The organism is Bacillus sp. CR71 (genome assembly GCF_003429245.1).
Lineage (GTDB): Bacteria > Bacillota > Bacilli > Bacillales > Bacillaceae_G > Bacillus_A > Bacillus_A thuringiensis_S.
The window spans coordinates 2,898,173-2,912,543 of record NZ_CP031748.1; the positions used below are offsets into that span (position 1 = coordinate 2,898,173).

Here is a 14,371-nt window from a genome sequence, read left to right on the forward strand (position 1 = left end):
ATGTAAGAATGTGTTTTCGGAAGTTCTTGTACTTCTGTTTCAACTAATAGTGACACAAAATATCTACCAGAAGGGTTTCGTCTAACAGTCGCATTTACAATACGTCCCTCTACTTCACGACTTTTGGCAAATCGAACAAGGCCTAGTTTGGGCAACTTTATTTTGTTCCCTACAACGGCAATATTTTCATTTGTTTGTTTTGTGGTATAAGATTGTACGTTATTCTTCTTGGATTTGAAACGCGGGGCACTATTTTGTTTTTTGAAAAATCGTGTATATGCATCCGCAAGGTTGCGAACAGACGACTGAATCGCAATACTATCCACTTCTTTGAGCCAAACGAACTCTTTCTTCATGGCAGGAAGTTTGGCAGAGCATGTACCATATGTTAAACCTTTTCCAGTCTCTTTGTATGCGTGATCCCGTAGGGATAGGAAATGATTGAATACAAATCGAGAACAACCTATCGTTTTGTTAATTAGAATTGCTTGTGCTTGATTTGGATAGATACGAAACTTATAAGCTTTATTAATTATCATTTGATTCACCTCCATTTCGGTATATGGACTATTATATACCAAACGTACATTCGATAGGTAGTGGAGTAAAACTTTCTGTAAGTTGAACAATTAAGATGGCTTCCTGCCATCCCTTGTTCGAAGCCAGTTCATCTCCCACCTACTCACTGGACTGTGACCCTTCACGCTCCTTGAGGAAGGAGTCTTCTTGGCTAAAATGATAAAAAATGCAGGAGAAGTAAAGGACTTAATTTATGGTGTTTCCAGTTTACCTACTCAACTAAAGTAAGACAATTTTAGAAAACCTAAAAAGAATAATCTCATTTTATTACTAAAAAATGCAACAAATTGTTTAGATTCAGTCAAAATAGTAGTTAGTCTTCTACTTAAGATAAAAATTTTTAACCAAACTAGATTATTAGAATCGACACTTTTGTGTACATTTATATTACTTCTAGCTCACTATTAATTCCCATCTTATAAAAATAGTATATATTTATAAGATTTTAATTCGATTTCCTGTAATTTATGAGAAGAAATATACTATTTTGGAATCAATATAATTATATTTCCCTCTAATTTGTTTCATTTTTTGTAAGTTGTTATCCTACTAAATGAGGGTAATCATCACGTATAAAAGTATCAGTATCGGGAGTTACGGCAATAATTCTTCAAAATATATATTAAAAGAATTTTAATAATGCCAAATATAATTTCTTTTTTAAATTATAAATTATAAGTGAGGAGATATTATTATGATTAGAAAGAAACATCCATTTTGTACTCTAGCAAAAACAGCTGTTGCATTAACTATGATCATTCCTACATCCCAAGCCATTAGCCATACGTTTGCCTACGCTCAAGAAAATATAGCGAAATCTCAACAACAAGTAGCGCCATTTTGGAATAAAAATAAAGATTATCCAGGTGAATCTTACGTTACATATGAAGGTAAGATTTATCATTCTGTATATTGGGTAAATGCAGGTACACTACCTACCCAACAATTTAGCGGTTGGGAATTATATACTGGTTCAGAATATATACCTGACAATAGCGATCCTAATGATTTATTTGGTGAAGGAATCACTTGGCCAACTCATGTTTTTGCACCATATGTAGATAACGGCATGAATCCTCAAAATCTATTAAAATATGCCCAAGAAACAAATACTAGTTTCTTCACGCTTTCCTTTATAGTGGCTGATAAAAATGGAAATCCAGTATGGGGAGGAAGTCATACCCCTATTGGAGATGGTAACTTAGATGATCAAATTAAACAAATTAGAAAAATAGGTGGAGATGTTAAAGTATCTTTTGGTGGAGCAAATGCTGGTAATATCCCTGGATTAGGTGCAGATCTTGCCGCAGCTATTACAGATGTAAATAAATTAAAAGATGCTTATAAAAGTGTAATTAACACATTACATTTAACACACATGGATTTTGATATTGAAGGAGTCTTAGTCGCTCACCCAGAATCTATCGAAAGAAGATCAAAAGCAATTGCGTTATTACAAAAGGAATTAAAAGCTGAAGGTAAAGATGTAAAAATTGGTTATACCTTACCAGTAATGCCTTATGGCCTAACTAATGATGGGATAAATGTGATTCAAAGCGCTATAAAACATGATGTAGATTTAAATTCTGTTAATATTATGACTATGGATTACGGACAACAAAACCAACAAATGGGACAAGCTGCAATAGATGCTATTAATAGCCTGCATGGACAATTAACTAATTTATATAAAGGTACTATTAAAGATTCTGACATTTGGAAAATGATTGCTGTTACACCTATGATAGGAAAAAACGATACTCAAAATGAAACTTTCACATTAAATAATGCAAAAGAATTGTTCCAATTTGCCAAAGAAAAAGGTATTGGGGAAATTAGTATGTGGTCAGTGTATCGTGATAAAAAAGCTATTGAAAGTTGGCAAATCGGTCAGGCAACTGGAGATGCTTCTGGATTACCCGATGTAGACGACGGTGCCTTTTCTAAACTATTTTCTGCTTTTAATAGTAGTAATGAAATTGACGTAATCGCTCCAACAACTCCTTCTAACCTACGTTCTGTTAGTAAAACAACAACAACTGTTGAGCTACAGTGGGAGGCTTCCACAGATAATATTGGTGTGAAAGAATATGAAGTTTATCGTGATGGAAAAAAAGTAGGAACAACAAAAACAACACGTTATGAAGATGCGGGATTACAAGCCAATACAAGATATAATTATACAATTAAGGCTACAGATGCAGCGGGAAATAAGTCAAAAAGTAGCAATGAAGTTTCAGTTACAACAAAAGAAGAGAATCCAGAACAAATAGCTCCAACAGCTCCAACAGGATTACAAGCATCAGAAACTACTACAAACAGTGTTCATTTAATATGGGAAGAATCCATAAGTAATGTTGGTATAAAAGAATATGAGATTTATCGTAACGGTACGAAAATAGCTACAAGTCCTTCAACTTACTATACAGATGAAAATTTACTGGCTAGTACAGAATATAGATATATGGTAAAAGCTATAGATACTCAAGGAAAAGTTTCAGTTGCGAGTAATGAAATCAAAATCACAACAAAAGATACCCCCTCTTCTGAGTATAAGGCATGGGATTCGTATGCTGCATATAAAAAAGGAGATAGAGTAGAACATCAAGGTAAAATTTATGAAGCAGTTCAAAGTTATCAAGGATACGGTGATCCAAATTGGATTTTCTCATTAGCTTTATGGAAAGTAATTAAATAAACCGTAATACTATTAAATAAAAGACATCTTTCTATTCAGATTGATGTCTTTTATGAATTGAAAATTATATTTTACAAATCTATTCTTTCATTTGCCCTAGACTATATATTTTCTATAGGTAATTCTTATTTTACATTACTATGATTTGATTAAGCATCATATTTTCTAAGTTAAGACAGAGTTTACATTTTTAATAGTTCAGACGAAAGTCCTAACATTAAAATCTATTTAACTATATATACAACTAAAAGAAGGTCTTAAGATGCAGACGAACACTAATACTATAGAGGACATCTATCAGGAGATATTAGATGGAAAAAGAAATAGATTCCCACCAAACACTTGGAAATTAGATAGAAATAATCAATTGGCCAGAAGAGTAACAAAGTATTTAGTAACAAAAATTTTGAATTGGAATGAAGAAGAGATAAAACAGAATTGGGATAACAAATTGATTGCAAAGTATCGATTACGTGGTGTATTGAAGCACAAATATAATAATAGTCCATATGCGATGATTAATGATTTATATCCGAATCAATTTAAAGAATGGGAATTTAGAATGACACCATTAAATTTTTGGACGAAAGAAAAGGCTCTGCAATTATTAAAATGGTTAATTGAAGAAGAGGAGAAATTACCACCACAAAAACTCTTACAAATTTATGGGCAAAAATGGTTAATTGAACATCGACTAAGTGCACCTCTAAGGGTGATTTGGAATGGAAGCCCGTATGCGATGATTAATGATTTATATCCAAATCGATTTAAAGAATGGGAATTTAATAAGGCCCCTAATAAGTTTTGGACGAAAGATAAAACATTACAAGCACTAAAATGGACAATTGAAAAAAAAGAAAAATTAAATGTGGATCAATTGAAGAATATATACGATAATAAATGGTTAGTTCAATCAGGATTGAGCGGAGCCTGTCAACTATATTGGAATGATAGTCCATATGCAATAATTAATGATTTATATCCAGGTCAATTTAAAGAATGGGAATTTAAAATGACACCAAATGGTTTTTGGACGAGAGAAAAAGCGCTAGATGCCTTACAGTGGACAATTGAAGAAAAAGAGAAGCTGACAGATAATCAATTATTACAGCAATACACAATGCAATGGCTTAAAAATCATAGATTATGGACACCTGTAGTAAGATACTGGAATGGGAGCCCATATGCAATGATTAATGATTTATATCCAAATAAATATATAAAAAGCTCATTCAGTGGATATATAAATAAATTTTGATATTATTAGCCACAACATATTTACGTAAAAACTTTAATTGCTAAACAGCAAACTATATATGCACTACTAATTAAAATAGGTATGATGATATTATCTATATGCATATTTCTTATCACAGGTATAGTAAATAAGCTCTGAACAGGTCTGAATATCACCGTTGAAATAAAAATAAAGCTAACTTTAAAGTGCAATATCAAGTCTCCATAAGGTAACGAAAAAGGCGCTTTCCTGAACGAAAACGCCTTACTCAAGGTTCTGTATTTACATGTAAAAGGTCTCCAAAACAAATGGAATGGCGGTGTAATTGGTTAATGGTGTTGAATCAACTTATGGTTAACTATAAATTCGCCAAACGTATTAAAAAAAATAGTATTTACCTACCGTAATTTAAATGCTTCATTTGTTCGATAAGATAATTTGATATATCTGTGTTATTGCCATTTCGCAAGAGGAATTCCACTAAATCTTGCTTTTGAAGAACAGGATTAATAACCGCTCCATCTAGCTGACTTAGAATCTCAACAATACTATGATGTGAAAAACTCTTGATTACTTTAAAAAGTTCTGCATCACGTTTCTTTCGTTCGGCAGATTCTTCAGGATACCCAGTATTGAACGGTTCTTCAAATAGTTTCTCAAGCGTGAAGCGAAGATTTAATTCGCCCGCCCAACCGAAATTCAATCCAAGTGGCAGTGATGCACAGTTTCCATTATTTATCCTACCGAATAGGAACGCATCTGTTGGAGTTGGCAGATAACCGCTAATGACATTCGGAAGTGTATTACAGGCAATCGACATACCAACACCGCTACTACATCCAGTGATCACAAAATCAACTGCACCTGAATTTAGAAGTAGACCAACAGCTAAGGACACTTGGATATAGCTTAACTCGGATTCTTTAAATGTAACACCAAAATTGAGCACTTCATATCCATGCCTCGCCACAGCCCTTTTTGTCTCTTCAAAAATCAGTTCATTTTTGCTAATTTGGGTACTTGCTTGTATCACCGCTATCTTCATTCTTACACGACCTTTCGATTTAATTATCACACAAATCGAAATTCAAAAGAAGATAAAAAAAGACAGAAGCAATCTTGCCTTAATATTTGCTATTCTAAATATTCGTTTCAAAAACTTACACAGATTTCTTAACAATCCCGTTAACTTGTTTCGCCATGACCTTCTTACCTCTTCTTTACATATTCTCTTAAACTACCCCCACTTTTACTTCGTTTAGAAGTGAGGAATTCCTAAGTAAAGAGTTCAATCGAACTCTAGTTGATTAGGCTGCCCCCGCAGTCCTTACAGTTAGAAGCCTTATTGCTTCATTTAATTACTTCTTTTATTTTCATACGTTTAATTTTAAAATAGTTTGTTCCTCGTAAAATCAATCTACGAGGAGTCGAATTAATTAACAAAATGAAAATTTAGATTTTTATTTTGTTAATTATTGTCCATACACATTAATACCTTGTTCTTAATGAGTAAATTGGTTATTAAAAAGTGGTATTATAACTAATTCTAAATGCAAACATATTGTACAAGAATAAAAAAAATATTTACTTCCAAAATCTATAGTATTGATTTATTTATCGATTAAAATACATCCCTTGTCAATTAATTGATGTATTTTAGATATTTATTTGATAAAAAAGAAGGATGAATGTTCAATCAACTGACACAACTACTTTTTAGGAAGTGTGTTATAGTTAATTCAGAATCAATACTGCATAGCAGCATTAATTCTCACCTATCTTTTATTTATTTGTTTTTACACCAACTTAAAGGAAAGACCAACTATATTTTTAGTTGGTCTTTCCTTTTGTTATCAGAATAAGATTAAGAATCACTTAGTTTATATACAAATTACTATTTATTTTACGATAATGTACATATACTTCCGATAGAATTCTACCGTCCCCTTGATAAAATATGAAAAACATAACTAGTTAAGATATCTTTCACAAAAAAATTGAAACAAAAAGAACTTGTAATATATAATTACAAGTTCTTTTTATCGTAACTTCAACACATTGGAACTATAAACTTGTAAACAACAACATTAGAGGAAGGGTGAATTATCCCTTTAAAATGATTATATAACTAATATTCATATTTTGAGATTGAAACCTTGAACATTTCGTTAATTTTAACGATTACTTTAATATTCTTCATTTTTAATTCACACAAACATTTATAATTATATATATATAAATAAATATAATTAAATAAACTAAAACTAAAAATATATGTGAAATTTTTTATATTTTTTTGATTTTAATAGAATATTTTATGATTATCATTTCATTTTCGCTCTAATATTGCCATGTTTTTAGATTGCTATTAGAGTTTTACCTTCTAAAACTTACTTAAAATTGGTTAGTATTGAATACATTGACTGAAAATTGAGAAATCAAATGCATATTGATACTATTATCATATAAATTATCTGTCAGTCTAACTTCCATTACCCACAATAATGTTTTTCTATATATGTATAGAAATAATTTATCTGTCAGTAATTTATAGTTTATTATCATACATTAAAAAGGAGGAAGTAAAATTATGAAAAAGAAAATCATTACAGCAACTGCTCTGGCTGCAACATTAGCTACAGGTGCATTACCTACAACATCAGTATTTGCTGCTGAGACAGTTGCTCCTATCCAACAACAGGAATCACAAGTTAGTATTCAACCGTTTGCACAAAGTAATCTAGAAACGGCTGTTCAAGCTGCATTAAATGGTCCCGAAGTAAAAAAAATAAAAGTATTTGAGCATGAATTTAATGTAAAAGAAATTGAAGTTGTGGATCGAGGTGCAGCTGGTAAAGATGTATACGGACAAATCTCTCATCATTTAAGCTTCCGTCCAGATGATCAACTTTACTATAAATTCACAAAAAAAGATGGTGAGGTAACCGGATTCGAATTTCATATTGATAGAGGCGGCTGGACACCAATTGTAGCTCCACTTTTATCAATTCTTGCTGCATATAACGGAATTCCTGTTAATCCAAATGATTTAAATTCACTCGGTCAACAACTTGGTAAAGTTATCGATGGTAGTTGGGAACATGCAGGACAATCTATTGCTACTGCAGTTAGTTTAAGCTTTAATGAGAAATAAGCTTATAGGCATTATTTAGGATTACAGAGAAGTATTATTCGTAAGTTTTTCTAAAATGATATTATATGTAACAAATATATTTCTAACTTTAATGCATTAATACAAGTGAGACTCTCCCCAAAAGTCTTTTGATCTCAGATATAGAATGCATATAATTTTGCCACATAGGTTCTTAACAAATAAAAATCTATGTTAATTAAAATTAAGAATCATGTAGATCTTACTAATTTCAGCAATTCATTGTAATTCGGAAAACAGACGTCTAGTTTAAGACTTCTGTTTTCTTTGTATAATATTACATTTGAATTGTATGCCCTATAAAGTACATGAAGTATGATAATATACTTTGTCATCATTTCACTAAACTTGTACTTGATTATTTTGGCCTTCCCATCCTTGTATGATTACATTTCAAAACTTATGTTCCCAGTGTACGATGGCTTTTGAGCAAATCTAAATGAAAATATTCCTCTCTAAATTTTAAAGCTAACACAATATTTTAAGGTAAATGACAATAGTAACTCTGATGGTAGCTAATATATTACCTTATTTGACTTTATAAACCCATTGGTACCTATTATAAATTTGGAACTATTTATAAAAACTAAATCTTCAAATTAATACGCTCTATTATTCTCATGCTGGACTTTATGCATATGGTAAAAACACCTAAATTATTATATAAGACTAATCTGTTTAAAATCAGGAGAGATATAATGAAGAAAATAAAGATAAAAAAACATTTAAAATTCGGGATTCTTACTTGTTTTACACTAGCGAGTTTATGTACAGCTTCAATAGTATTTGCTGATAGACATCCAGGTTATTCCTATGAGTCCGATTTAGGTTATCGAAATCCAAACTGGATGTCAAAATTGGAAGATACAAAAAGAATAAGCGAATTATCTATTCCAGGTACTCATGGTTCAATGGCTTTACATGGAGCGAGTTTTATTGATGAGAATTTGACAAGAAATCAAACAATGCCCCTATCTCAGCAGTTCAATGCAGGAATACGTTATGTAGACATGCGTGTTAAACGTGTGAAAAATTCTTTTGCCATGCAGCATGGTATTGTAAATCAAAAAGCAATGTTTGAAGATGTATTAAAAGAAACAATCCAATTTTTAAGAGAAAACCCTCAAGAAACAATTTTAATGCGCTTAAAAGAGGAAACTGATCCAGAGAACGGCTCACTGTCATTCGAGGAGATATTTAAAAGTTATAAAGACCGTAATGTGTCCTATTTTTGGGAACCTAATTCTGTGCCATTTTCAGAAAGAAATAACCCTAAGTTAGGAGATATCCGCGGAAAAATTGTAATACTACAAAACTTCGCAGCATCTGAAGAATACGGAATTAATTATGAATCATTAAATATCCAAGATAATTTTGAAGTTAGCGCTGGACCCGATGGAATGTATGAGAAATGGAGTGCAGTAAAAAACCAGCTTCTAAAGGCAAATAACGACTCTAACAATAATCATATCTATCTCAACCATTTTAGTGGTACAGGTGGCGCTACAGCATTATGGAATAATTATTATCCTTGGTTTGTTGCAAGTGGAAAGGAAAACCGAGATACTGGTAGTAACCCACAGTTAATTCAAAAAAATACAACAAATGAATGGAAAGACTTCCCTCGTGATACAAATGGTCAAGTATTTTATGGTGGAATGAATACAATGGGGACAGATTTCATACTACAAGGTGGTATCAGACATTCTGGTATCATTGCAGCTGATTTTCCAGGTCCAGGTTTAATAGATAGTATCATTAAATTAAATGGGATAAACGTTAATGAAAAAGAGATATTAATTTCCCACATTTCTTCTGACTCTAAGCCATTGCCTGGAGAAAAGAACCGATCCAGCCAAAACTTTAGTATAAATAATTTACCCCCAGGGACAATCGGTTTAAAATGGATTATTGAGCCTACCCAGGGAGAGACTTCTGACAGTATCTCTTTCAATATTATGGTCGATGTTTCTCTGGGTCTAGATCGTGTTAGTTGGAGCAATATTTCAAATGAGTCCAGGACTGCAGCAGATACAAATTCTAAATATTATATCGCAAATCCAATTGGTGTGAATCACCCATTTACAGTAAAAGTATATGCTATTACCAATTAAATTTTTTAAAGGATTTCTTTATCCCTCCGTCGGCTTAAGAAGTTCAATTACCTTATGTATCAATATAGCATTCTCTCCAGGTATGCTATATTAAAGGAAATAAAGAATCCAGTGAACTTAAAAAAATTTAATGTGACATATCTTTAGGATTATAAAATAAAAAAGAATCTAGAAATTCCACTAGATTCTTTTTTGTTTTTGGAAACAATTCATATTTAGATTAAAATGTTTTATTTTATAAAAATAATTAAAATACAAATTAACAAACCGCTGAACGTCCTAAAAGTAAAAGTACAATAACTACAACTTCATTCCATGTTGGTAATTGATTTATTTCAACTTTATTCGCGGAAACACATTATATGGAAAATAACATTTCTTGGTTTCGTTCCCCGTTACTTTCATATAAGTACATAATCATATCACCTTTCTATATATAATTTATTTATAGTAAAGGCGTTCCTTCTTGATTTCAAATAACTACTTATGACCAATGAGCAGTAACTATCGTATCTTAATGCTACTTATAGCATAGAAAAACTGACAGTAAAACACATTCTGTTTTCTTAAAATAACGATATAAAATCAATAAGTAATAGTTGATTCTCCTATTCTTTCTCACAACTAAAAAATTATTATAATAATCATTACACTAACTACCCATAAACTCCATATATACTGCAGGTTATGTTTGTATGATACGTATATCAATAGAAAGGGATGATATATATTGCTGACAATTTATATAATATACCTGTTTTTATCAATTGCTATCATGCTATTTTTATTTACAAGTACAATCGGTTAATTTTATAGATTATATCAAGCTCGCTTCTTTTCATACAAGAGAACGTCTATTTCTTCACTAAATTAAAGAGAAAATCCTATTACTATCAAGTCGAAATTAGAGAGATTCAGTTTAAGAGAAAGCGTTCTTCTTTTTCTATAAATAGATATCTTTCGGTTCCCTCCTACATATAAAGCAATTTACCCTGCTTCCTAATACCTACTGATTTGTTACACAAAATTGAATTCCTTGAACTACCCCCACTTTCACTTCGTTTAGAAGTGGGGGATTCCTAAGTAAAGAGTTCTATCGAACTCTAATTGATTAGGCTAACCCCGCAGTCCTTGCGGTTAGAAGCCTTATCGCTTCATTCTTTAGATTCATACTTGCGTTAATATCCCTATCATGGTGTGTACGACAAGAAGGACAGTCCCATTCACGTAGGTTTAGATTTTTAACGTCTTTATTTTGATATCCACAACAAGAACATAATTGGCTGGAAGCAAATGTTTTCGATACGACAATGACTTGTTTGCCATACCATTTTGCTTTGTATTCTAACATTGATCGAAATTGCAACCAAAATACCTCACTAATTGCTTTTGCTAACTTATGATTCTTTAACATATTTGATACTTGCAAATCCTCTATACCGATAACATCGTGGCTTTTGATGATTTCAGTTGAGATTTTGTCCAAGTAATCTTTTCTAGTATTTGATATGTATTCATGAATTCTAGCTACCTTTACTCGTTGTTTATTCCAGCGAGAAGATCCTTTCATTCTTCTAGAAAGAACACGCTGTGCTTTCGCCAACTTATCTTCTAATGATCGGAAAAATTCCGGATTTTCATAGTGTGTTCCATCTGACAAAATAGCGAAATCTTTTAGTCCTACATCTATCCCAATGTAAGAATGTGTTTTCGGAAGTTCTTGTACTTCTGTTTCAACTAATAGTGACACAAAATATCTACCAGAAGGGTTCTGTCTAACTGTAGCATTTACAATACGCCCCTCTACTTCGCGACTTTTGGCAAATCGAACAAGGCCTAGTTTCGGCAACTTTATTTTGTTCCCTACAACGGCAATGTTTTCATTTGTTTGTTTTGTGGTATAAGATTGTACGTTGTTCTTCTTAGATTTAAAGCGCGGTGCGCTGTTTTGTTTTTTGAAAAAGCGCGTATAAGCATCCGCAAGGTTGCGAACAGACGACTGAATCGCAATACTATCCACTTCTTTTAGCCAAACAAGCTCTTTCTTCATGGCAGGTAGTTTGGCAGAGCATATACCATAGGTCAAGCCTTTTCCTGTCTCTTTATATGCGTGATCCCATAAGGATAGGAAATGATTGAATACAAAGCGAGAACACCCAACCGTTTTGTTGATTAGAATTGCTTGTGCTTGATTTGGATAGATACGAAACTTATATGCTTTATTAATCATTATTGGATTCACCTTCATTTCGGTATATGACTATTATACACCAAACGTACATTCGACAGGTAGTGGAGTAATACTTTCTATATGTCGAACAATTAAGATGGCTTCCTGCCATCCCTTGTTCGAAGCAAATTCATATCCCACCTACTCACTGGACTGTGACCCTTCACGCTCCTTGAGGAAGGAGTCTTCTTGGCTAAAATGATAAAAATTTGAATTTCAAAACACCCAGGAATACAATGAATATAGTATATACCTTATTTTTTAGAAAGAAGGATTGAACATGAAAACCAAAGTAGCTAAATCAATTCAAAATTCGCAATTGAAATCATTTGAAATGATGACAAATTCTTTTTCTTTTAAATCTATTTTGCGTGGAACTGGTATGACTTTTGTAATTATTTTTGGATCATCTTTGATTAACGATTCTTCTTTATTTTCATTAAATTCTTTGATGGTGATATTGGGTTTCTTTTTAATCTTTACGCCATATATTTTTAATATTGCTGAGAAATCTAATATATGACTCAATTTCCGACGTTTAATCATTGACTTAAAAATTTTAAGCCCCCAAAACAAAAAATTCACATACTTTTAATTAAAAGGTGTGAATTTTTTCGTTTGAGTCTATTTACCTTTAAATTTATAGTAAGGTGATACTACTTCAATTAATTAATTTTTATTTCATTTTATAATTTTACAAATGGGTGCCTGTATCTTCTCTACAATACAATTCGCCTTATGTAACTATTTATATAGTATAGATTTCAAAGTAAAAACACCTAATACGCCTATACAAAACTGTAAGAGTATCTTCAACTTTTTAATATTATATTTATATAAAATTTGCCCTTTCTTGAAAACCTACTATACTATAAAATTAAATTAACAAATATTATTTAATGGAGGTTCATAATGAATAAAACCGAACTAATTAACCAAGTATCTGAGAAAACATCACTTACTAAAAAAGAGGCTACTGCATCTGTACAAGCTATCCTAGATCAAATTACACAATCTCTTCAAAAAGAGGAATCCGTACAGTTAATTGGATTTGGTACATTTGAAGTACGTAAGCGTTCTGCACGTACTGGGCGCAATCCCCAAACGGGCGAAGAAATGCATATCCCAGGAGGAAAAGTACCTGGATTTAAAGCTGGAAAAGCTTTAAAAGAGGCTGTTAAATAAGGTTTAATTATCTATCTAAAAAGGAATGGAGATTTTTATCTCCATTCCTTTTTAAATTAATCATATATTTTTTCGGAAAATAATTAACTAGTTATTTATCATTTTCACGATTCCCATACCGTACACACTCTTCTAGTCGTGGTATTTCTTTTTTAAATGCTAGGTGCATCTTTCACTGCTAATTTTTTCTGACTTAAATAAACAGCTCGATCCGATTTTTTTGCAACTTCCTGTGAATGCGTTACAACAATTACACATTTATTTTCTTGATGAGCGAGCTCCTGGAACAAATCAATAATGTCATTTGCTGTTTCTTCATCAAGGTTTCCTGTCGGCTCATCCGCAATCAATAAGTCAACATTACAAGATAATGCTCGGGCAATTGCTACACGTTGTTGTTGTCCACCGCTTAGTTGTAAGACATTTCGTTTCGCTTCTACTTCTGTGAGTCCTACCTTCTCTAATAATTCTAATGCTCTTGCTTTTTTATTTTTCACCTTTACACCTGTAATTTCCATTGCCGTTAGTACATTCTGAATGGCAGTCATATAGGTAATTAAATTATAGGATTGGAAAATTACGGATACATTTTGATTACGGTATCGATCCAAACCAATTTTTCGAATATCCTTGCCATTATAAAGTACATAACCATTTTTAGGTATATCAAGCCCACAACCTAAGCTAAGCGTGGTGGTTTTACCAGATCCAGATGGTCCTAAAATCGTGTAGAAATGCCCTTTTTGAAAAGAAAAATTAACATTATCTAGTATCTTTACTTTTTTTCCGTTACTTTCATAATAATAATCTAAGTTTTTAAATTGTAAAATCGTCTCCATATCGAGCCTCCTTATTCATCTTTTAAAAGGATTTGTTTTGGATTTAAGCGTAGAATAGATAATGCTGGCAAAATAGTTGCTAATATAGCAATAGCTAGTCCAATCCCTCCCATTTTTCCTACGTCTTCTCCTGTTACACTTACATTAATTTTATCTATTGGATCCTCTTTTTGATTTTGTACAGTTCCGCCTGGTCCAGCCACCATTACAGTTCCATTTTGTGAAGTGTCTGTTTCTTCACCTGCTGTAGCAACTTCACTCGAAAGTAAATTATCCCCTACGAATTGAGAAACTTTAGCTCCTGTTGTTAGAGATAA

General features: G+C 32.0%; 10 protein-coding genes and 1 pseudogene. 6 read left to right on the forward strand and 5 right to left on the reverse strand.

Features of this window, described 5'->3' with window-relative positions:
* A partial coding sequence (locus tag DOS87_RS14495; RefSeq protein ID WP_208730372.1) for an RNA-guided endonuclease TnpB family protein occupies positions 1-539 on the reverse strand: 539 nt, incomplete at its 3' end.
* Positions 540-1,273: 734 nt separating this feature from the next.
* Here DOS87_RS14495 and DOS87_RS14500 point away from each other — a divergent pair.
* Positions 1,274-3,277 (forward strand): fibronectin type III domain-containing protein, encoded by a 2,004-nt coding sequence (locus tag DOS87_RS14500; RefSeq protein WP_098236264.1) that lies wholly within the window; start codon positions 1,274-1,276, stop codon positions 3,275-3,277.
* A gap of 262 nt (positions 3,278-3,539) precedes the next feature.
* Complete coding sequence (locus DOS87_RS14505; protein WP_098236265.1) at positions 3,540-4,535, forward strand: DUF4046 domain-containing protein; 996 nt, start codon at positions 3,540-3,542, stop codon at positions 4,533-4,535.
* Between the two features lie 373 nt (positions 4,536-4,908).
* On the opposite strand, the gene DOS87_RS14510 is transcribed toward DOS87_RS14505, so the two are convergent.
* On the reverse strand, positions 4,909-5,559 hold the full coding sequence (locus DOS87_RS14510; RefSeq protein ID WP_000686198.1) for an RpiB/LacA/LacB family sugar-phosphate isomerase: 651 nt from the start codon (positions 5,557-5,559) through the stop codon (positions 4,909-4,911).
* A gap of 1,545 nt (positions 5,560-7,104) precedes the next feature.
* Between DOS87_RS14510 and DOS87_RS14515 the strand changes: the two genes are divergently transcribed.
* Together DOS87_RS14515 and DOS87_RS14520 are read left to right on the forward strand one after the other, a co-directional pair.
* Positions 7,105-7,668, forward strand: a complete 564-nt coding sequence (locus DOS87_RS14515; RefSeq protein WP_000726947.1) for a hypothetical protein — start codon at positions 7,105-7,107, stop codon at positions 7,666-7,668.
* 716 nt (positions 7,669-8,384) lie between these two features.
* Complete coding sequence (locus DOS87_RS14520; RefSeq protein ID WP_098236266.1) at positions 8,385-9,800, forward strand: phosphatidylinositol-specific phospholipase C; 1,416 nt, start codon at positions 8,385-8,387, stop codon at positions 9,798-9,800.
* Positions 9,801-10,911: 1,111 nt separating this feature from the next.
* Here DOS87_RS14520 and tnpB read toward each other — a convergent pair.
* Positions 10,912-12,030 (reverse strand): IS200/IS605 family element RNA-guided endonuclease TnpB, encoded by a 1,119-nt coding sequence (tnpB, locus tag DOS87_RS14525; protein WP_208730373.1) that lies wholly within the window; start codon positions 12,028-12,030, stop codon positions 10,912-10,914.
* Between the two features lie 280 nt (positions 12,031-12,310).
* On the opposite strand from tnpB, the gene DOS87_RS14530 reads away from it, so the two are divergent.
* Entirely contained in the window at positions 12,311-12,553 is a 243-nt protein-coding gene (locus DOS87_RS14530) for a hypothetical protein (RefSeq protein WP_098236239.1), read from the forward strand.
* Positions 12,554-12,942: 389 nt separating this feature from the next.
* Positions 12,943-13,215, forward strand: coding sequence for an HU family DNA-binding protein (locus DOS87_RS14535; protein WP_001043921.1), 273 nt, complete (start codon positions 12,943-12,945; stop codon positions 13,213-13,215).
* Between the two features lie 152 nt (positions 13,216-13,367).
* Here DOS87_RS14535 and DOS87_RS14540 read toward each other — a convergent pair whose 3' ends face one another.
* Both DOS87_RS14540 and DOS87_RS14545 read right to left on the reverse strand, forming a co-directional pair.
* Positions 13,368-14,054, reverse strand: a complete 687-nt coding sequence (locus DOS87_RS14540) for an ABC transporter ATP-binding protein (RefSeq protein ID WP_000447832.1) — start codon at positions 14,052-14,054, stop codon at positions 13,368-13,370.
* Positions 14,055-14,065: 11 nt separating this feature from the next.
* Positions 14,066-14,371, reverse strand: a pseudogene (locus tag DOS87_RS14545) (ABC transporter permease); the annotation flags it as partial.